Source organism: Variovorax sp. Soil_C_12, assembly GCF_057657375.1.
On record NZ_JBDGIO010000017.1, the window covers coordinates 1 to 20,276 of the forward strand.

Below are 20,276 nucleotides of genomic sequence, written 5' to 3' on the forward strand. Positions count from 1 at the left end.
GTCGACGCGGAGCATCGCTCGCATTTGGGGACAGCGAAAAATTCGCCCACATTTGTAGGGAAGCCCTTGTAGATCCCGATCCAGCCAGACAACATCACGACAAGGATGCAGCGGCTCTACCTGGGTCCAAGGTATCGCCTTGGCGCTTGAAGTCGGCGACGACGAGCCGCCGATGTTGGTCACTGCATGATGGCAGCCCCCCGAAGGGCGAACGGCATCGCATAGAGCGCATGTGCGATCGCTAGATTGATCAAGCAGCCCCCATGGGGCGGCCTGGCAGGTGAACGCAAATTGTCAAGCGACATCAGGAACTGACCCCCTGACGACATGAAGAACTGACCCCCGGGTTGATCAATCTGTCGTGACTGCGTCTTTCGCGCTGGCCTGGTTAACCAGGCCAGCGCGGCGCTTCGATCTGAGCCGGTAGCTGTCGCCGCGGATCGTGATGACGTGGCTGTGGTGCAGCAGCCGGTCCAGGATGGCGGTGGCCACCACCGCGTCTCCGAACACGGCGCCCCACTCGGCAACCGAGCGGTTGCTGGTCACCAGCATCGAGCCGCGTTCGTAACGCCGGCTGACCAGTTGGAAGAACAGGTGCGCGGCGTTCGCCTCGAACGGAAGGTAGCCCAACTCGTCGACGACGAGCAGCTTGGGCTTGGTGAAGTGCACGAGCTTCTCCTCGAGCCTGCCTTCGGCGTGTGCGCGGGCCAGTTGCGTCACCAGCCCGGTGGCCGGCACGAACAGCGTGGAGTAGCCACGCACGATGGCCTCGCGGCCGAGCGCCACCGCCAGGTGGGTCTTGCCCACGCCGGGCGGCCCGAGGAGCAGCACGCTGTCGCCGTTGCCGATCCAGCGCGAAGTGGCAAGCTCACGGATCTGCTTGGGGTCCACCGATGGCTGTGCTTCGTACTCGAAGCCCTCCAGGGTTCGCACGAAGGGGAACTTGGCAATCGACATGCCCATCTGGATGCGCCGCTCGTCCTTGCGCGCGACCTCGGCTGCGCACAGCATCGACAGCGCCTCGCGCAGGTTCAGTTCGGCACGCCCGGCTTGATCGAGCAGCGTGTCGAGTTGGTCCCGGATGGCGGTCAGCTTCAGGCGCGTGAGCATCGGTTCCAGGTCGCCCGACACTTCCAGTGCCGGGGCCCTGACCTTCTTGCTGGCGGCCATCACCAGCGACCTCCGAGCGCGCTCTCGTATTCGGCCAGGGGACGCAGCAGCTCGGCGGGCATGCCCATGGGCAGCGCAACAAGTGAGGCGTCGGTGGATGGCCTGGTCAGCCAGCTCACGCCCACCACGTTCGCGCCGACGATCCCGGCCAGATGGGCACGCTCGATCACGGTGACGCGCCGGCCTGAGTTCTGCGCGTGGCAGGCGATCTCTTGGCCGGCGTAAAGGACCCGAACCTGCCGCTCGGCCGCGACGACGGTCACGTTCTCGCCGATGAGCTTCCACGGCACGCTGTAGCGGTTGGTGTCCAGCTCGATGCAGGCGTCGCTGTGCACCCGCCGGGTGAGTTCGCGCACCTGCAGGAAGGGGGCCCGGGCGGCGAGGGGTGCCAGCGCCTGGCGCTCATCGCGCTCGAAGCGCTGCATCGGAGGCTCTGCGGTCGTGCCGTGCACACGAACGTCAGCCACCTCCCGCATCCACCGCGCCAGGTGAGCCTGCAGATGTTCCGTCGAAGCAAATCGATGCCCGGCGATGGCGTTGCGCTTGACGTAGCCGACACCACGCTCGTCCTTGCCCTTGGTCTGGGCCCGGTACGGCGCACACGCCCGCGGGGTCACCTTCCAGTACCGGCAGAAGGCATGGAAGCGATCGTTGAAGCGGACCTCGCGGGTCTGCACATCGTGCTCGTTGACGAGGGCCCGCGCGTTGTCCACGAGCACCTCCTGCGTCGTGCCGCCGAAGTGCCGGAAGGCGCCTTCCAAGCCCTGCAGCCACGCCGACTGGCGCTCATGCAGGAACATGGCAACGAAGGTGCGGCGGGAGTAGCCCAGCGTCGCGACGAACAGATGCACCTTCAGCGGCTCGTCGGCCACCGGCACGCGCACGGTGCCGAAGTCGATCTGCAACTGACGGCCCGGCGGCGTCTCGTAGCGCACTGTTGCGACGCTCTGGGCCTGGACCTCACGACGCAAGTGCGCGACCGCACGCTCAACGGTGCGAAGGCTCACCGTGATGCCATGCACGCGCAGCAGTTCCTGGCGCACGACATCGCAGTTGCCGCGGTGCTGGCGGAACTGGATCGTGAGCCACTCGGCATGCGCGCTCAGGCGACCGGGTCGTTGTGGTGATTCGTAGGGCTGCCAGCCGCCTTGGCGAAGGTAGCGCCGGACGGTGTTGCGACTGCACCCCAATTCGTTGGCGATGCGCTTGGCGCCCCAACCGAGCGACGCCAGCTTGAGCATCGCCTCCACGTCCTCCGGTGCCTGCATCGCCTCTCTCCAATCGATCCGTTCGGACCGTGGAGCTTGCTCGAACACGTTGCCTTCCATCTTGGCCTCCTGCCATGAGGGGGGTCAATTCCTCATGTCGTCAGGGGGTCAGTTTCTCCTGTCGCCTGACACAAATATCGAGCCCTTGCCTGGCGCACTCGTCAAGCGCATGGATGGCCATGCAGTTCGACGCAGCGCTTCGCGAGCGTCAGATCCAGCCCTTTACCTTCAGACTTGCTCAGCAGATCTCCCTATGCCTGGCGGAATTCTTCAAACACCACGGTCTGCTGATCGGGCGCGACTCCAACGCCGTTGTCGATCACCGCAATCTCTACTGCGCTGCGGCCGGCTTCTTCAGCCGGTGTTGCCAGGCTGGAGGGTCAAGCGCTAAGTGAAGCGAGGCGCCGCGGGAGCAGCGGGCGCGCAAGGCGCCGACCCGACTGTGCCGGCGCTGCGCCTCGCATACCGCACCGAACGCCATCTCATCTGGATGGAGGTTGCCGGCATTGCGCGCCGGATGGTGCAATGCTGCACGGCGCAACGCGTGTGCCGGCCGAGGAGGCGCGATGGACAAGGAGTCGAAGTCCTCGTCAAGCAGCTTGTCGGGCAACGGCGTCATGGCCGTGCTCTTGGTGATCGCGGGCGTCTTCCTGGTGCGCGAGGTGCCGCTCGAGACGACGCGGCAACCGGTCAACGAGGTGCGCCTGAGCCAGCAGCAGGACCTGCAGGACATCGATGCACGACTGTGGCAGGACCCGTACGCCGCCGTTGCGAAGGCGCGCGCCGAGGCCGCGAAACGTGATCCGAGGAATGCGGCAAGTTTCGATGCCAACCGCACTCTGCAACTCAAGAACGAGATTGAGCAGAAGCTCGACGATCACAAGAAAGTTGAGATCCTCGTCGTCATGCTCCCGGCCGGCCCCTACTCTGAGAATGTGGAGAGCCGCCGGCGCGCTCGCTATGCCGTCCTGGCAGCCCTGAATGCGAGCCGCATGTCTCCTGTGGATACCCAGCATCTGGGGTACTTCCTGCCGGCGCTTAAGGAACCGACGAAGCAGGATCCCGCGTCGCCGAAAAGACCGCCTCTCCCCATTCCATATGAGTGGTTCGAGCCGATGCTCGACGCCAGCCCGAGGACCTTGCAGAAGGTCCTGACGTCGCACGTACTGGTGATGTGGCTTCCGAGCGAATCCTTCGATACCAACCCATTCGCAGAGATGTCGCAACTGGTCGAAACCTTTTCGGAGGGTGCGACATGGCGCGTCCTGGGACCTCTCGAGTCCGACGGGCTCCGCGCCATGGTCGACGCAACGAAACAGGAGCCGTACATGGCCCCGCAGAGCCTGAAGCGCATGCACTTCTATTCGCTCTACGCGACTGTGCCGGAGAAAGTTCTTTTCGGGATCCGGAGCGCCGACGAGGCCACGCCAGACCTGTCGAAGTACATGGCAGGCAAGGGTCTGAACCTGGTGCGCACCATCGGCAACGACACGCAGCTCGCCAATGCGTTGATCGACGAACTCGAGCTTCGGGGCCTGAAGCCAAAAAAGCTGAAGGAAGGCGGGCAAGCCCAGAAGACTTACGGCGAAATTTGTCCGGAGAGCCGCGAGACCCATGCGTCCTCGCCAAGCCGCATCGCCGTGGTGGCCGAATGGGACACGCTCTATGGGCGCAGCCTAAGGCGGCAGTTCATGCCGCAGAATGAAGACTCCGGCTTCTGCGTGGACCGCTATATCTACGTGCGCGGGCTCGACGGCCAGTTGCCGGCGAGCGGCGACGGCGCGCCGGCCACGGCAAGCGGCGCCAAGCAGCAAGCCGGCGACAAGGAAGCGCAGCGTCGCAAGGACGGAACCTTCGTCGAGATCGCCGAAGGCCAAAGCCAGTTCGACTACCTGCGTCGCCTCGCCGTACAGATGCGCGAGAAGGAAGAGCGCCTGCGCCGCACCACCGGCAGCGAGGGCTACCGTGCCATCGGCGTGCTTGGCAACGACGTGCACGACAAGCTGCTGATTCTGCAGGCCTTGCGCCCGGAATTCCCGAACGCCATCTTCTTCACCACCGACATGGATGCGCGCTACCTTTATCCGCACGCACAGGCTTGGACCCGCAACCTGATCGTCGCCTCGAGCTTCGGCCTGCGCCTGACCGACACGCTGCAGGGTGGTGCGCCGCCGTTTCGCGACGGCTACCAGACCTCGGCCTTTCTCTCGACCCGCCTGGCCCTGGACGACGCGCGGCGCGCTAGCCTGGCCGCCACCGACGCAGCGGGTGGCAAGGCCAATCCAACGACGATGGATGCGGTCAAGGGCTGGCTGGACAAACCCCGGATCTTTGAGATCGGACGAACTGGCGCTTTCGACTTCTCCGGCAGGGCCCTCGGCGTGCTTCCCGCACCGGTCCAGGGCGGCGGCTCCCGCCCAGAGCTGCTCGACTACGTCGATGTCCACCCGGAAGGTTCGCCGCCCTATCCCTCGCCGGGCACAGCCATCATGTTTGTGGTGTTCAGCGTCATGCTGCTGGCCATGTGGCTCCCTTTCTTCGCCCTGAACCTGGAATTCGGAACGCCGCCATCGCGAGCACCGGGCAAGCCCGGCACAGGACTGCGCACACGGGATCGAGTGCTGCTGATGGTGCTGCTCCAAACGAGCGTGTCACTGTTGCTGGCCTTCCAATGGGAGGATCTGGCCGGGTGGCTCACCGAGACGGGCAAGCCGCTGACGGCCATGGAAGGCATCAGCCTGTGGCCTACGGAACTGATTCGCCTCTACCTGCTGGTCGTATGTGGCTATCTGGTCGTCCGGGGTTGGAGGATGCTTTCGCACAACCTCAACGAGATCAGCCGAGAGTTCGGTACCGGCGATGCGCGTGAGGTGATGACCAAGGCGCAAGAGAAGGTCGACAAGCACATCCCCTTGCGAGACCGCTTTCTGCGGATGATCTCGATGGGCATCGTCGATCCGACCTCCGCTTCCGCTTCGGCTGCGATCCACACCGACGTGAATGTCGCGGAGTTGGGATTGCAGCCTGACGCGATCGATTTCTGGAGCCAGCATATCGTGCAAAACCGTCTCAGCGCGCGACTGGTCCGCACCACCGCATGCGTGGCGATCGCTGCCCTCGTCAGTCTCTTCCTGGCTTGGGCCATCGGGGAGTACCGCTTCGTTCCGGCTCGCGGAGACCTCTCGGAGATCGTGCACGACAGTTTGCGCATCCCCACGCTCCTGATGATCTATTTCCTCATCTTCTTCGTGGTGGACGCGACCGTTCTCAGCGTGTGCTTCGTGCGCGGCCTGCTCAGTCTCCGGCGCGAGAAGGAAGAGAGGACCGAGAAGGGCGTCGAAGGCACGAACTGGCCCGAAATCGCCCTCGCCACGTTCCGCCGAGAACTCGATCTCCCGAAGGGCTACGTCGGCAACTGGATCGACCTGAAGTTCATTGCGCTGCGCACCGACGCAGTCACGGGGTTGGTCTACTACCCGTTCATCGTGATCTCGTTGTGGCTGCTGTCGAAAAGCACTGTGTTCGATCACTGGACGCTGTCGATGGGGGGCTTGGCGGTGGCCCTGATCGGTGCGGCCGTGGCGCTAGGCCTGGCTGTGGCACTGCGCACCGCTGCAGAGGCTTCGCGCAAGCATGCGCTGGAGCGGATCCAGGACGCATTGGTGCGGATGAACACGCGGCACGTTGCCAACGTGGTCGTGCCTTCCGTGAAGCAGCTCGAACTGCTGCGGTCGCGCATCGAACAACTGCAGGAGGGCGCCTTCGCACCTTTTTGGCAGCAACCATTGCTGAAGGCTGTGTTGCTTCCCTTCGCCACGGTCGGCAGCACCACGCTGCTCGACTACATGGCGCTGGTCAACTTGTGATCCCCGACACAGTGCTCCTCATCAGCCAGGATTCCAACGGGTGCTGCAATTGTCGCCGCCGCCTCGGGTTGGTCCGTGGGGGTGGGCCGCCACTCAGTGGATCAACGTTGTGAAGCTCATGAGCGCGTCGGGCTTATCGCCTCTACCAGCCGCTGCATGCGCCGACTCGGGACGCACGCGCCGTGGCTGCCCTTTACGGAGCCCTGCCGGGTACGACAGACGGGATCCGTTCGAATCCTTAGCATCGAGGCGATCCAGCGTAGCTACGCCAGCCCTAGATCGCGTATGCAGGGCAGGCCCGCGACAACGCAGCGGGCTTCGCGGACTTTGTTCGAGGCGCGTCGTCAGTGGAAGGAGGGAGGCGCAGCTTGGTCGGAGAGGTGGGAAACGGGTCCTCCTCGGGTAGTCCCACATAGCATCTCTATGCACTGAAAACGAGTAGGCCATCTGGCTCTTCGGCCAAGCTACGCCGGCTTGGATGCCCTGTCGTCAGATGCGATATATCCGCGCCGCATTGTCGTGAAGCAGCTTTCGACGGTCGGACGTCGAAAAGTCTGCGATCGCCTCGAGGAATGTGGCGACGATGGTCTGATAACTTGCCACCAGGCTGTCGACCGGAAAGTTGCTGGCGAACATGCAGCGCTCCGCGCCGAAGATCCGGATCGTGTCGCGGATGATGGGTCGGTTGGCCTCGACGGTCCACGAAATGCCGCGCTGCCCGAGGCCGGAGATCTTGACCGCCACGTTCGAAGCCCGGGCCACGTGCTCCATCGCCCGTCGCCAGCCCGACAGGCCGTCGGCGCTGCGGTCCGCCGGCAGGCCCGCGTGGTTGATGATGATCTGGGTCGAAGGGAAATCCCGCGCCAGGTCGGCCGCCTGATCCAGGTTCCACCAGGGCGCCTGCAAGTCGAACGAGAAGCCGTGGCCGGCGAGCAGCGCGAAGCCGCTGCGCCAGCGTTCGTCGTCCATGGAGCCCGGCAGGCCGCGTTGCGCCTGGTCGCGCGAAGCGCTTGTCACCGGCTTGTGGCGGATGCCGCGCACCAGCGCGTAACGCGCGTGCGCAGCCAGCACTTCCTGGGTATCTTCCCGATCCAGCGCAGCATGCGCCACGCAGGCGGAGGGCCTTCCGGTGGCGCTGACCAGCTGCGTCAGCCATCGGGTCTCGTCCACCGGTGTCGCCCGGTCCCATTCGGCTTCGATATGAACGGTCTTCGCCGGAACGCAGCCCGCCGCATCCGCCTCGAAGTCGGCGGGCAGGTAGTTGCGCTTCAGCGCGCTGTAGTCGCCATAGCGGAAGGAGACGGGCTCGTCCTGCAGCCAGGGATGGTGATTGCGCTCAAGGTTCCAGAAATGCTGGTGCGCATCGATGAATGGCTCGTTCAAGATCATGCGGATGACCCCCGCGTCGTTGCGCGCTGCGGTGCGAGCACCTTCGGGCGGTCGGGCGGCGCTCCTGGCACCTGCGCCCTGCCGGCCGCAACCTCCTGCCGTATCTGCGCGCTGCTCGACGCGGGCGTGAAGGCGCCGCGCTCGCGCAATGCCGCGAGTGCCTCCGCACTGATGCCGAACTCGCCCATCAACTCATCGGTGTGCTGGCCGAGCAGCGGAGCCGGTCGGCGAACGCGCTGAGGCGTGCCGCTGAGCTTGACCGGAAATCCCAGCGCCTTCACGGTGCCCTCCACGGGATGGTCGATGTCCAGCACCATCTGGCGTGCGACGACCTGTTCGCTTGCCAGCGACTCGGCATAGTTGTAGATCGGCGCCGCGGGAACACCGGCGGCAATCAGCGCCTCGACCCATTCGTCCGAGGGCCGCGTGGCGAAGGTGCGCTCGAGCTCATCGATCAACGCGTCGCGGTGCTTCAGGCGGTCGACGTTGGTGGCGAAGCGCGGGTCGCTCATCAAGTCCGGCCGCTGGACCACGGCGCAGACGCTGGCCCATAGTTTCTGGTTCGCAGCGCCGATCACAAAGTAGCGGTCGGCGGCGCGCACCGCCTGGTACGGCGCGCTCATGCGGTTCGCGCTGCCGATCGGCATGGGAACCTCGCCCGTTCCCCAGTACTCGGCCGATTCCCATACCGACAGGCCCAGCGCGGTCTCGAACAAGGAGGCATCGATGAACTGGCCTTCTCCGGTGTGCTCGCGGCCCAGCACGGCACTCAGGATGCCGTAGACCGTGAACAGCCCGGCTCCCAGGTCAGCGATCGGCACGCTGCCCTTCACCGGCGGCTGGTCAGGGTGGCCCATCACGCTCATGACGCCGGACATGGCCTGCGCGATCAGGTCCAGGCCGGGGCGCTTGGCCCAGGGCCCGGTCTGCCCGAAGCCGGAGATGCTCGCATAGACGAGCCGCGGGTTGATCTTTCGGAGCGTCTCGTAGTCGATCTTCAGGCGCGCGACCACGCCGGGGCGGTTGTTCTCGACCAGCACGTCCGCGCCCTTCACCAGCTCGTAGAACGCTTCGAGCCCGGCCGGGTTCTTCAGGTTCAGCTCGATGCTGCGCTTGTTGCGGTTGAGCGCCAGGAAGCCGCCGCTGTCTTCGCCCTTCAGGCGAAAGCCCATCGCGCGCCGCGTCTGGTCCCCCACGCCGGCCGGCTCGACCTTGATCACGTCGGCGCCCATGTCGCCCAGCAACATGCAGCAGAAGGGGCCCGCCATGATCTGGCTGACGTCGAGGACCTTGAGATGCGAAAGAGGTTGGATCGGGTTCATGGCTTCAGGGCGTTGGCTGCGGTTCGTCGACGGAGATTGGCAGCAGGATAGATCGACAAAGGGTCAAGAGTGTCTCCGTGGGTCTCGGGCTGATGGCACTGGAACGTGCATGCGCATGTGCATGCCGAACCGAGTCTATGGAGCGCCAAGTGCCGCAACAAGCGAGATAAATTTGAAGCGCCGCTTAGAAAAAATCATTGCGTGCAAGCTCAGTACGTGCCGCGCAACAGCACGCCCGAGTCGACGTCGCGGATATCGGTTCGGCCGCAGAAGGCCATCGTCAGGTCGAGTTCCTTCTGGATGATTTCGAGCGCCCGCGTCACGCCGTTCTCGCCCATCGCGCCGAGGCCGTAGAGCATCGAGCGGCCGATGTACGTGCCTTTGGCGCCGAGCGCGATCGCCTTGAGGACGTCCTGGCCCGAGCGGATGCCGCCGTCCATGTGCACCTCCGTCCGATGGCCCACCGCGTCGACGATGGCGGGCAGCGCGCGAATCGAAGACGGCGCGCCATCCAGCTGGCGGCCGCCATGGTTCGACACGATCAGAGCATCGGCGCCGGCGTCGGCTGCCAGACGCGCATCTTCCACGTCCTGGATGCCCTTGAGCACGAGCTTGCCACCCCAGCGTTTTCGGATCCACGCGACGTCGTCCCAGCTGAGCGAAGGGTCGAACTGCTGGGCCGTCCATTCCGCCAGCGACGTCATGTTCTCGACGCCCTTGACGTGGCCGATGATGTTGCCGAAGGTGTGGCGCCGGGTGCCCAGCATGCCCATGCACCAGCGCGGCTTGCCGGCCATGTTCATGAGGTTGAGCAGGCTGAGCCTGGGAGGCGCCGACAAGCCGTTCTTCAGGTCCTTGTGGCGCTGGCCGCTGATCTGCAGATCGAGCGTGAGCACCAGCGCCGAACAGCCGGCCGCCTTGGCGCGATCGATCAGCCGTTCGATGAAGGCGCGGTCGCGCATCACGTACAGCTGGAACCAGAACGGATGCCCGTCGGTGCCCTGGGCCACGTCCTCGATCGAGCAGATGCTGACGGTCGACAGCGTGAACGGAATGCCGAACTTCTTCGCCGCACGGGCGGCGAGTATTTCGCCGTCGGCGTGTTGCATTCCGGTGAGGCCGGTCGGCGCGATCGCCACCGGCATGGCGACATCGCTTCCGAGCATGCGCGTGCGCGTGCTGCGGCCTGTGAGGTCGACCGCGACGCGCTGACGCAGCAGGATGTCCTGGAAGTCGCGTTCATTGGCGCGGTAGGTGCTCTCGGTCCAGGAGCCGGAATCCGCGTAGTCGTAGAACATCCGCGGCACGCGCTTCCTAGCGAGGACCCGAAGGTCCTCGATGCTGGTGATCGGGGCCATGGCGGCGACTGCTTCGTCAGGCGTCGGCGCCGAGGTTCGCGTAGTACTTCTCGATCTTCTCGACATCCACGCTGTCGTCCGCCGGGTAGCCGAGTTCGGCGAAGTGCTTCTTGCGTTTTCTCATGTCGGCCAGCAGCACCTCGCGGGCATGCGTGGCGACGATGGCGGCCACCGCCTGCGGCACCACGACGATGCCGTCGTCGTCGCAGCCCACGATGTCGCCCGGGCAAACCTGCACGCCGCCCATGCCGATGCGCGTCTGAGTCTCGATGATCTCGATGCGGCCCGGGATGATGGTGCGGGCCACGCCGCGCGAGCAGATCGGCGTAGCCTGGTCGAGCAGTTCGCCGCTGTCGCGGCACTGGCCGTCCGTGACGATGCCCACGGCCCCCTTCTGGATGGCCCGCAGCGAATTCTCCGAGCCCCACAGGCCGACCGGGGGGGCGCCGCCCGTGTCGGTCACCACGACGTGGCCGGGCTTGAGCTGGTCGTAGAAGCGCCATACGCCGATCCCGACCTTCTTGAACCAGATGTCGTGCGAGTCGACGATCTCGGGCGTCGTCGGCAGCGGCCACATAGGGCGGTTGGCGGGCACGCAGCGCACGGTGAAGGCCACGCCCCAGAAGCGCGTGCCGCGCTGCAGCGCGCGGATCTCGGGGGTGACGAGCCCGACGTTGAAGTAGCCGATACCGTCGAGCGCGTCGCACACGTCGGCCACGCGCAAGGGGTCGTAGTACTTCTTCAGGCGGAACGAGTCGACAGTGCCACTGTCGGTGGAGGCTGGTGTTGCGGCGATCATGGATGGCGTCCTTCTTTAGTCAGGTCGTTGGAGACCAGGGTGTTGCGATTCATAGAGTTGAATGAGAGAAGCCGGGTCCGACAAGGCGTGGCCCCCGTCGACGAAGGCGGCGTAGCGCGCACGCGCTGCTTCGACCAGCGGGAGTTCGCATTCGTGCTCGCGCGCGAACGCGGAAACAGCGTGCAGGTCCTTCAGCAACTGGCGTGCGTAGGCGAGCGGCGGCTCGAATTCGCGACGCTGGATGCGGGGGTAGAGCTTGCGCAGCAGCACGCTGTCGGCAAAGCCGCCGGCGAGGCATTCGGGAAGCCGCGCTGCATCGATGCCGGCCGCTTTCGCGAGCAGCGCTGCTTCGGTCATCAGCACGTAGCCGGTGCCGACGATGGCCTGGTTGATGATCTTCGCCGTCTGGCCGGCGCCCACCGGTCCCATGTGCGTGACGTTGCTGCCCAGTTCCGCGAGCACGGCTTCGGCCCGAGACATATCGCCGGGCGCACCGCCCGCCATGATGGTCAGCGAGCCGTCGCGCGATGCCGCCGGTCCGCCGGACACCGGTGCGTCGACCCAAGCCAGCCCCGCTTCGGTGGCGGCACGCGATGCCAGATCGCGCGTGAGGCCGGGGTCGATGGTGGACAGATCGATCAGCAGCTTGCCGCCGGCCTCGGCGGCCGAGGCGATGCCGGCGTCGCCGAACACGCAGCTCGCCACGGCCTTGCCGTCGAGCACGCATGTCAGCACGATGTCGCACGCCGCCACCACTTCCGCCGGCGAGCGGGCCGCGACCGCGCCGTGGGGCGTCACCAGGTCGAGGCGCTCGGGCTCGAGGTTCCACACCGTGACCGTCCAGCCGCGCTCGAGCAGGCGCCGCGTCATGGCCTCGCCCATGAGGCCGATGCCGATAAAGCCGAGCTTGGGTTTTGTCATCTTCATTTCCACTTCTGGGCAACGCCATGTCGCGTTGGGACCAGCAGCAGGCTGTCGGCTTCGCCCAGTACCTGTTCGCCCGACCATCGCGCGCGCTCGGCGCGCCTGGCGTCGAGCACTTCGGCGCTGCCTTCGTACGCTGCCATCGCCGCGCGGCGGTGCACCTCGTCGCGCCAGCCGAGCAGCATGCTGATGCCGGGCGTCGCCGGGCCTCCGCAAACGTTGTCGTACACGCCCAGCACGGTAGTGCCGGACGCGGCCAGCGCCGGCAGATCGACTTCGGCGAGGACCTGGCCCGCCACACGTGTCCTGGCAACGGCGACGGGATGGACGCGCAGTTCGCACAGGCCCCAGGCGCGGATCCGTTCATCACGCTCGAGCTGCGCCAGCCACGCCCGTGCCGGCGCAAGAAAGCGCAGGTCGTAGCGCTGCACCATTTCGCCTGGGCCGTTGGTCTTGCGGCGCAGCGCCTGCCAGTCGGCATCGGCGTCGAGCCGTGCGAATGCCGCGCTGCGCTCGGCGAGATCGGGCCACGCCAGCAGCCACGCAAAACGGGGCGAGGGCGCGTCTACCGCTGTCGTCCATTGGCCCAGCCTCGGTGGAAAGCCATGGCGCTCGAAGTAGGGGGCCATGTCCGAACCGATGCGCTCGACCAGGTCGGCGAGCCGGCCCGGCGCAGGTTGGTAGATCCGCAACTCGTGGAACATGCGGCTCGCTCTCAGTCGGCCTTGATGCCGGACTGCGTGATCACCGAGCGCCACTTCTGGAGCTCGCTTCCGATCACCGCGGCGAAGGCCTCGGGCGTGCTGCCCACCGGCTCGGCGGCCTGCTGGGTGAGCTTCTCCTTCATGGCCGGCGATTGCACGATGCGGGCGATCTCGCCCGACAGCTGGTCGATCACCGGCTTGGGCGTGGCGGCGGGTGCGATCACGCCGTACCAGACATCGGCCTCGTAGCCGCGGAGGCTTTCGCCGATCGTGGGCACGTCGGGCAGCATCGCGATTCGCTTCTTGCTGCTGACCGCCAGCGCCTTCAGCTTGTTCTGCTGCAGGTGAGCCTGCGAGAACAGGGGGGTCGTGAAACCGACTTGCACGATGCCGCCGAGCAGATCGTTCAGCATCGGCGCCCCGCCTTTGTAGGCCACGTGGGTCATGCGGATGCCGGCGTTCAGGTTCATCAGTTCGTGGAACAGGTGCTGGGTAGACCCGTTGCCCGGCGAGCCGTAGTCGATCGCGCCCGGCTTCGCCTTCGCCAGTGCGATGAGCTCGGTCACGTTGTTCGCGGGCAGCGCCGGATTCGCGACCAGCACGAAGGGCGACGTCGCGATGATCGACACCGGCGCGAAGTCCTTCAGCGTGTCGTAGGGCTGCTTCGGATAGATCAACGCGTTGGTCACGTGCGAGGAAATCGTCAGCATCAGCGTATAGCCGTCGGGCGCGGCCTTGGCGAGTTCCTGGGTGCCGATCACGCCGTTGGCGCCGCCGCGGTTGTCGACCACGACGCTCTGCCCCAGCGACTTGGCCAGCTCGGTGCCGACCGCGCGCGCAATGATGTCGGCGCCGCCGCCCGGCGGGAAGCCGACGATGAGCCGTATCGGCTTGGTCGGGTAGGTGTCGGCCACCGCCGGCGAAGTGCCGATCGCCAGCGCGGCGGCGACGAACGCCGCTTGCAGGGGCCGGAACCGGCCGGGAATTCTCGAACGCATGATGTCTCCGTGGATCGTTATGTAGCGAGGGTGCGCAAGCAGTCTATGCACGGTGGCGCGCCGCATCAAACGACAATTTCTAAAAAAATGATCAAGAAAAACTTGGGAGCAGCTCTCACTCGCCAAGGCCGTAGAAGTGCCGTGCCGTGTCGCGCATGACGGCAGCGTGCCACCGGGGCGGCACCATGCGCAGCACGGCATCGCGCCAGCGCGGCATGCCGCCAGCCAGATCGACCACCGGCCAGTCGCTGCCCCACATGAGGCGCTCGGCGCCGAAGCAGTCGAGCAGGTGGTCGACATAGGGTCGAAGCTGATCGTCGTTCCAATCCGCAGGGGCTTCCGTGACCAAGCCCGAGAGCTTGCAGAATACTCCCGTCTCTCGCGCGACGCGTGCGATGTCGCTGGCCCACGGTCCGAATTCGCCACGTGCGATCGCAGGCTTGGCGCCATGGTCGATCACGATCGGCAGGGAGGGATGGCGCTGCACCAGTTCCAGCATCAGGGGCAGATGCCGGGGACGCGCGGGCATGTCCAGCCGCAGGCCATGCCCGGACAGCGCACCGAGCGCAGGCGCGACGTCCGCTCGAAGGATCCATGCCGTGTCGTCGATGAATCCGAGCATGGGGCGCACACCCTTCAGGATGGGATGCGCGGCAAGGCGCGCCAGCTCGTCGACGGCAGCCCCGGACGCAAGGTCCACCCACCCCACCACGCCGCGCACCAGGCCCTGCGATGCCGCCGCGATCGCGATCAGATCGTTGGTCTCGGCCACGCTCGGCGCGGCCTGCACGAGCACGGTGGCGCCGATGCCGCCGAGCTGCGGCCTCAGCTCGTCGAGGCCGTAGTCGCGGTGGATCGGGAGCTCCGGCGCGAGCCAGAAGTAATCGTGGCGGCCGATCTGCCAGACATGCTGGTGGGCATCCACCATGTCCGGCGGGCCACTCACTTCACGGCCCCAAGTGCCATCCCTCGGACCAGGTGCCGCTGCACCAGCAGCATGAAGATCATGATGGGAATCATGATGCCGATCGCCGCCGCCGCGGAGAGCGACCAGTAGTTGAGGTCTTCACCGCCGTACTCGGCGATCGCCACCGGCAGCGTCTTGGTTTGAGGCCCCGTGAGAACCAACGCGAACAGGAACTCGTTGTAGGCCAGCAGCAGGCTGAACAGCGCCGTGACCCAGAGCCCCGGCCGCACGATCGGCAGCACCACCTTGAAGAAGACCTCCCATTCGTTGGCGCCGTCGATCGCGGCTGCTTCGTCGATATCGGCGGGCACATCCACGAAGAAGCTGTGCATCAGCCAGATGGTGAAGGGCTGGTTGATGGCGACCAGCGCCAGGACCATGGCGGGGTAGGTGTCGACGAGGTTCAGCAGCTTCGCCAGCATAAAAAACGGGATCGCCAGCAGCATGTGCGGAAACATGCGCAGCGACAGCAGTCCCACCAGGATGCCGCGCGACGCCTTGCCCCGCATGCGCGAGAGCGCATAGGCGGCCATGGTGCCGATCGAGACCGAGATCAGCACCGTGCTCACCGCGATCACGAGGCTGTTGACCAGGAACTTGCCGAAGCCTTTCTCGAACCAGACCTGCTGGTGGAATTCGAGGGTTGGCGCGAACACCAGCTTGGGTGGAATGGCAAAGGCGTCGATCGGTTGCTTGATCGATGTCAGGAAGGCCCAGATCACCGGCGTCAGCATGACCGCCGTGAAGAGGCACAGCGACAGGAACAGCAGTATCTGCGCGTTGCCGGGGCGGCGGGTTTTCATGAGTCTCCATCCTTTCTGCGGCCGATCACGCCCATCAGGATGAAGGCCAATGCCAGCACGATGATGAGGGTCAGGACCCCGAGGGCCGAGGCCTTGCCGATCTGGAACAGGCGGAACGCAAGTGCGTACGTCTGCATGGTGAGGGTTTCCGTGGCCGAACCCGGACCGCCGGAGGTCAGCACGTAGATCGTGTCGAAGTAGCGGAAGGCGTCCATCATCCGCATCGTCAGCACGAAGACGACCATGGGCTTGATCGAGGGCAGCATGATGCGCCGCAGGATCTGCCAGCCGTTCGCGCCGTCGAGCTGCGCCGCTTCGATCTGGCTCTGGTCGACCGTGTTCAGCCCCGCATAGAGCACCAGGATCATGAACGGCGTGAACTGCCACGCGTCGGCCAGCACCACCGTGATGCGGGCCCAGATCGGGTCGCCGAGCCAGTCGGGCGAGAAGATGCCCATGCTCGCCAGCACCGAATCGAGCAGGCCCCAGCGGCCGGCGAAGATCCACTTCAGGAACAGCGCGGCGACCACCGGCGTGATGATGTGAGGCAGGAACATCAACAGGTTGAGCGCGCGCGCGCCGAAGGTCAGCCGGTACAGGCCCCAGGCGATCGCCAGGCCGGCGCAGAACTCCAGGCCCACAGCGGACACGACGATCAGCAACGTGCGCAGCAGCGAAGACCAGAAGCGGTTGTCGCCCAGCAGCTCGGTGTAGTTGCCCAGGCCGACGAAAGTGCTCGTGCCGCTGTCGAGGTAGGAGCTGAACAGGCTCAGGTAAAGCGCATAGGCGAGCGGGTAGATCAGGATGAGCAGCGAGATGACCGCGCTGGGCACGAGGAAGGGCCAGAGCCGGCGGCGGTAGGCGCGGCCGTGCCGCTTGCGCGCGTGCGCCCCGGGCGCCGCGGGGCGCACGCCGCTCAGTGTTGTGTCGGCATTCATGCGCGTCCTATCCTGCCAGGCGCTTGCCGCTTGCCGCATCGAAGAGATGGGCGCGCCTCGGATCCGGCGCGAGGCAGACCCGGTCGCCCGGGTGGCAGTCGCTGCGGTCGCGCACGGTGGCCGTCACGTCCAGGCCCTGGAAGCGACAGTAGAGCTGGGTGTCGGCACCGGTCGGCTCAACGACCACCACGTCCACCGGGAGCCCGCTCGCACCCACGGCGCAATGCTCGGGCCGGGCGCCGTACAGCACTTCCTGGCCGTTGTCGGCGCGTGCGCCGACCGGAAGGGCCAGGGCGGTGCCGCCCTTGAACTCGATCTGCGCGACGCCGTCGCTCGTTCGGGCGACGCCCGGGATCAGGTTCATCGCCGGCGAGCCGATGAAGCAGGCGACGAAGGTGTTGACCGGCCGGTCGTAGAGATCCAGCGGCCCGCCGATCTGCTCGACGATGCCGCCGCGCATCACCACGATCTTGTCGGCCATGGTCATGGCCTCTGTCTGGTCGTGCGTTACGTAGACCGAGGTGGTCTTCAGGCGCTGGTGCAACTCCCGGATCTCGGTGCGCATCTGCACGCGCAGCTTGGCATCGAGGTTGGACAGCGGCTCGTCAAAAAGGAACACCTGCGGATTGCGCACGATGGCCCGCCCCATGGCGACGCGTTGCCGCTGGCCACCGGAGAGCTGGCGCGGATAGCGGTCGAGGTAGGGCGTGAGGCTCAGGATGTCCGCCGCCTTCTTCACCTGCTGCTCGATCTGCGCCTTCGGCTGCCTGGCCAGCTCCAGCGAGAACGACATGTTCTCGCGCACCGACATGTGCGGGTAGAGCGCGTAGTTCTGGAACACCATGGCAATGTCGCGCATTTTTGGCGGCACGCTGTTGACGACCTTGGCACCGATCGAGATTTGGCCCTCGTCGATCTCTTCGAGCCCGGCGATCATCCGCAGCAGCGTTGACTTGCCGCAGCCCGAAGGGCCGACCAGCACGCAGAACTCGCCGTCGTCGATGTCGATGTCGACGCCGCGAATGATATGCGTGGCGCCGAAATACTTTTCAATACCATGGATCTGTACGGCGGACATGGGATCTTTTTCCTTTCGACGATCAGCGGTAGTAGCCGCGGGCCTTGAGATAGGCTTCCGTCTCGCCCGCCGCGGCGTCGAGCGCCTGCTTGGTAGGCATCTCGCCCGTCACCGCCTGCAGGATGCGGCGCGAGATGAACTCTCCCACCGCGTAGAACTCCGGCAGTGCCGGGAACGGCGTGCCGCTGTCGATGGCTTGCGCGGCCGCGGGATAGAAGCGGTTGGTCGCGCGCAGCCCGGGGTCGGACAAGAGCGAGCGGCGCGGCGGCACCAGCAGCCCGGCGGCCTCGCGCATGTTGGCTTCCCTGGTGGCTGTCGCTATCAGGCGGAACAGCATCTCGGGATCCTGCTTGCTGTACGCGGAAATGCCGTAGCCGTCCGCGAGCACGCGCGCGTGGCCCTGCGGCATCGGCGCCCATTCGAACTTTCCCGGCACGCGGGATTGCTTGGCGTCGTCGACCGACCGCGCACGCGTGGCCCATTGCTGGCCCATGACGGCAGCGTCCTGCTGCAGGGCGATGGTGCATTCGTCGTTGGCCGCAGCCGTGAACCCGCGCTGGGCGGACTTGGTGACCTCCTTCAGAGCGTCGATGGCGCGAACGCCGCTCTCGTTGTTGAAGATGGGCCGCCACTGGGCGTCGAACCATCCCTGGCCGATGTTGTTCATGTACCAGTGCGCCTCGTTCATCGTGGCGTCGGTCGGCTTCAGGCAACTGATGGCGCCGGCGCGCATCGGCGAGTTCATGGCCTTGGCCAGCGTCTGGTATTCGGCCACCGTCTTGGGCACTGCCTTGCCGGCCGCATCGAGCAGGTCCTTGCGGTAGTACATCATCATCACGTTGATGGTGCCGGGGATCGCGTAGATCTTGCCCCCGTAACTGCACATCTTCATGGCCGCTTCGGAGAAGTCGCCGAGCTTGAACTCGTCCTTGAACTTTGCCCACAGGTCGTCGAGTGGGCGCAGCCAGCCGTTGCGCGCATAGGAGGCCACGGTCGAATCGATCAGGTAGACGATGTCGAATGTCTGGGCCTTGGACGCCATGGCGATGCTGACGAGTTCGCCCATCTTCTCGAAGGGCATCAGCTGGGCATTCACTTCGACGCCGGGCAAGGCCGTCTTCATCTTGCCGGCCCAGAATTCGAGCGCGGGATAGCGATGGCTGATGAGCTGTACCGGCTCGGCGGCCAGCGCCCGGCGGCCCCATGGCATGGCGCCCCCGCCCGCCATCAGGGCAGCGGCCGACATGCCCTTGATTAAGGTACGGCGGTTGGAATTGCAGATGCTCATTTGGTTGTCTCCGTTTGATTGAATTGGATGCCGCATCACACTCTATGAGTCGTATGCCAGGGGGTCAAACGACAAAAATTGAAGCGTCGGAATACAAAAACTTGGAGCCCGGCCGCGGCCCGGCACCGGAACTAACGCGCGGCAAGCTGCGCGATCAGCGCGCCCAGGCCGAAGGTCCAGGGCTCGGCCTTGTCGGCGTGGTTGACCCGGTTGATCAGGGCCCCGAGCCGCGGCGTGTGGACCGTGACGATGTCGCCGACGACGTGGGTGAACCCCTGGCCCGGCTCGCCCCGATCGGAGGTCGGGGCGAACATCGTGCCCAGGAACAGCATCATTCCGTCGGGGTAGCGGTGCGTGGCGCCCATGGCGTGGCCGACGAGGTCGAGCGGATCCCGGCTGATCTTCGACATCGAACTGCACCCGGTGAGCGAAAAGCCCTCCGGGCCGACGATCTGCATCAGCACCTCGCAGCGGCGTACGTCATCGAGCGTGAAGTCCGCGTCGAACAGGCGTATGAACGGCCCAACCGCGCACGATGCGTTGTTGTCCTTGGCCTTGCCCAGGAGCAGAGCGCTGCGGCCTTCGAAGTCCCGCAGGTTGACGTCGTTGCCGAGGGTGGCGCCGACCACGGCACTCTGGCTGTTCACGGCGAGCACGATCTCCGGCTCGGGGTTGTTCCAGACCGAATCGGGATGGACGCCCACTTCTGCGCCGCAGCCGACCGCGGACATCGGCTGGGATTTGGTGAAGATCTCCGCGTCGGGTCCGATGCCGACTTCGAGGTACTGCGACCAGGCGCCCTGGGCGACCAGGGCGTCCTTGAGGCCCAGGGCCTCGGCCGAGCCGGGCCGCACGCCGGCCAGATCGCGACCCACGACGTCGACGATGGCGCGGCGCACCTCGTCCGCCCGCGAGGCATCGCCGCGCGCCTGCTCCTCGATGACCCGCTCGAGCATGCTGGCCACGAAAGTCACGCCGCTGGCCTTGAGCGCCTGCAGGTCGCTGGGCGCGAGCAGCCAGGGGCGCGATGGATCGCGTTGCAGCGGGTCCGTGTTCGCCAGCGCCTCCGCCAGCGAGGCAACACGCGGCAGCCCGCGTGCGCGCGACACTGCATCGGCGGGTGCATCGAACTCCAGCAGCTGGCTCACCGTCGGCGACAAGCTCGCCAGGTCGTGCAGCCCGTCACCGCGGACGACCACCGGCACCGGCCCGCCTCGCGAGGGAATCCATGCGCGGCCGATCAGCGTGGCTTGCTCGTGGTCGGTGGGCAGGACGGTCGCGGCGAGGAGGTTCATTTGCATCGGGTCGCTGGTGGATGTTTCGGGCCGAAATAATTCTAGAAAGCGCGCGTCGGTGCCAGCAAGCGACATTTACTTGACGATGGGGCGAGAAAAACTTGGGTGC

The 20,276-nt window shown here is 65.9% G+C and carries 17 protein-coding genes; 2 read left to right on the forward strand and 15 right to left on the reverse strand.

Annotated elements, in window-relative coordinates; all coding sequences use genetic code 11:
• Window positions 1-351 precede the first annotated feature (351 nt).
• A complete protein-coding gene (gene istB / locus AC3A6X_RS30615) occupies window positions 352-1,170 on the reverse strand; it encodes an IS21-like element helper ATPase IstB (RefSeq protein ID WP_487845705.1) in 819 nt (272 codons plus the stop codon).
• On the reverse strand, window positions 1,170-2,498 hold the full coding sequence (gene istA, locus AC3A6X_RS30620; protein WP_487845706.1) for an IS21 family transposase: 1,329 nt from the start codon (window positions 2,496-2,498) through the stop codon (window positions 1,170-1,172). Before istA ends, istB begins: the two co-directional genes overlap by 1 nt.
• Window positions 2,499-2,611: 113 nt before the next feature.
• Here istA and AC3A6X_RS30625 point away from each other — a divergent pair, with 113 nt between their 5' ends.
• On the forward strand, window positions 2,612-2,833 hold the full coding sequence (locus tag AC3A6X_RS30625; RefSeq protein ID WP_487845707.1) for a hypothetical protein: 222 nt from the start codon (window positions 2,612-2,614) through the stop codon (window positions 2,831-2,833).
• A 171-nt stretch (window positions 2,834-3,004) separates the two neighbouring features.
• Entirely contained in the window at window positions 3,005-6,304 is a 3,300-nt protein-coding gene (locus AC3A6X_RS30630) for a hypothetical protein (RefSeq protein ID WP_487845708.1), read from the forward strand.
• A 489-nt stretch (window positions 6,305-6,793) separates the two neighbouring features.
• On the opposite strand, the gene AC3A6X_RS30635 is transcribed toward AC3A6X_RS30630, so the two are convergent.
• The 13 genes from AC3A6X_RS30635 to AC3A6X_RS30695 form a co-directional block, all read right to left on the reverse strand.
• Window positions 6,794-7,687, reverse strand: coding sequence for an amidohydrolase family protein (locus tag AC3A6X_RS30635; protein ID WP_487845709.1), 894 nt, complete (start codon window positions 7,685-7,687; stop codon window positions 6,794-6,796).
• Between the two features lie 2 nt (window positions 7,688-7,689).
• Window positions 7,690-9,015, reverse strand: coding sequence for a CaiB/BaiF CoA transferase family protein (locus tag AC3A6X_RS30640; RefSeq protein ID WP_487845710.1), 1,326 nt, complete (start codon window positions 9,013-9,015; stop codon window positions 7,690-7,692).
• 209 nt (window positions 9,016-9,224) lie between these two features.
• Complete coding sequence (locus AC3A6X_RS30645; protein ID WP_487845711.1) at window positions 9,225-10,373, reverse strand: alpha-hydroxy acid oxidase; 1,149 nt, start codon at window positions 10,371-10,373, stop codon at window positions 9,225-9,227.
• A gap of 16 nt (window positions 10,374-10,389) precedes the next feature.
• The gene (locus tag AC3A6X_RS30650; RefSeq protein WP_487845712.1) at window positions 10,390-11,172 is read right to left on the reverse strand and encodes an RraA family protein; all 783 of its coding nucleotides are present in this window, start codon (window positions 11,170-11,172) and stop codon (window positions 10,390-10,392) included.
• 15 nt (window positions 11,173-11,187) lie between these two features.
• Complete coding sequence (locus tag AC3A6X_RS30655; RefSeq protein WP_487845713.1) at window positions 11,188-12,099, reverse strand: NAD(P)-dependent oxidoreductase; 912 nt, start codon at window positions 12,097-12,099, stop codon at window positions 11,188-11,190.
• Window positions 12,096-12,800 (reverse strand): NIPSNAP family protein, encoded by a 705-nt coding sequence (locus tag AC3A6X_RS30660; protein WP_487845714.1) that lies wholly within the window; start codon window positions 12,798-12,800, stop codon window positions 12,096-12,098. Before AC3A6X_RS30660 ends, AC3A6X_RS30655 begins: the two co-directional genes overlap by 4 nt.
• An 11-nt stretch (window positions 12,801-12,811) precedes the next feature.
• Window positions 12,812-13,798 (reverse strand): tripartite tricarboxylate transporter substrate binding protein, encoded by a 987-nt coding sequence (locus tag AC3A6X_RS30665; RefSeq protein WP_487845715.1) that lies wholly within the window; start codon window positions 13,796-13,798, stop codon window positions 12,812-12,814.
• A 115-nt stretch (window positions 13,799-13,913) separates the two neighbouring features.
• The gene (locus AC3A6X_RS30670) at window positions 13,914-14,744 is read right to left on the reverse strand and encodes an amidohydrolase family protein (protein WP_487845716.1); all 831 of its coding nucleotides are present in this window, start codon (window positions 14,742-14,744) and stop codon (window positions 13,914-13,916) included.
• Window positions 14,741-15,568, reverse strand: a complete 828-nt coding sequence (locus tag AC3A6X_RS30675; protein ID WP_487845717.1) for a carbohydrate ABC transporter permease — start codon at window positions 15,566-15,568, stop codon at window positions 14,741-14,743. The genes AC3A6X_RS30670 and AC3A6X_RS30675 overlap by 4 nt, the downstream gene beginning before the upstream one ends.
• Window positions 15,565-16,506, reverse strand: coding sequence for a carbohydrate ABC transporter permease (locus AC3A6X_RS30680; protein ID WP_487845718.1), 942 nt, complete (start codon window positions 16,504-16,506; stop codon window positions 15,565-15,567). The genes AC3A6X_RS30675 and AC3A6X_RS30680 overlap by 4 nt, the downstream gene beginning before the upstream one ends.
• 7 nt (window positions 16,507-16,513) lie before the next feature.
• The gene (locus AC3A6X_RS30685) at window positions 16,514-17,584 is read right to left on the reverse strand and encodes an ABC transporter ATP-binding protein (protein WP_487845719.1); all 1,071 of its coding nucleotides are present in this window, start codon (window positions 17,582-17,584) and stop codon (window positions 16,514-16,516) included.
• 22 nt (window positions 17,585-17,606) lie between these two features.
• A complete protein-coding gene (locus AC3A6X_RS30690) occupies window positions 17,607-18,872 on the reverse strand; it encodes an extracellular solute-binding protein (RefSeq protein ID WP_487845720.1) in 1,266 nt (421 codons plus the stop codon).
• 131 nt (window positions 18,873-19,003) lie between these two features.
• Complete coding sequence (locus tag AC3A6X_RS30695) at window positions 19,004-20,173, reverse strand: fumarylacetoacetate hydrolase family protein (protein WP_487845721.1); 1,170 nt, start codon at window positions 20,171-20,173, stop codon at window positions 19,004-19,006.
• Window positions 20,174-20,276 lie beyond the last annotated feature (103 nt).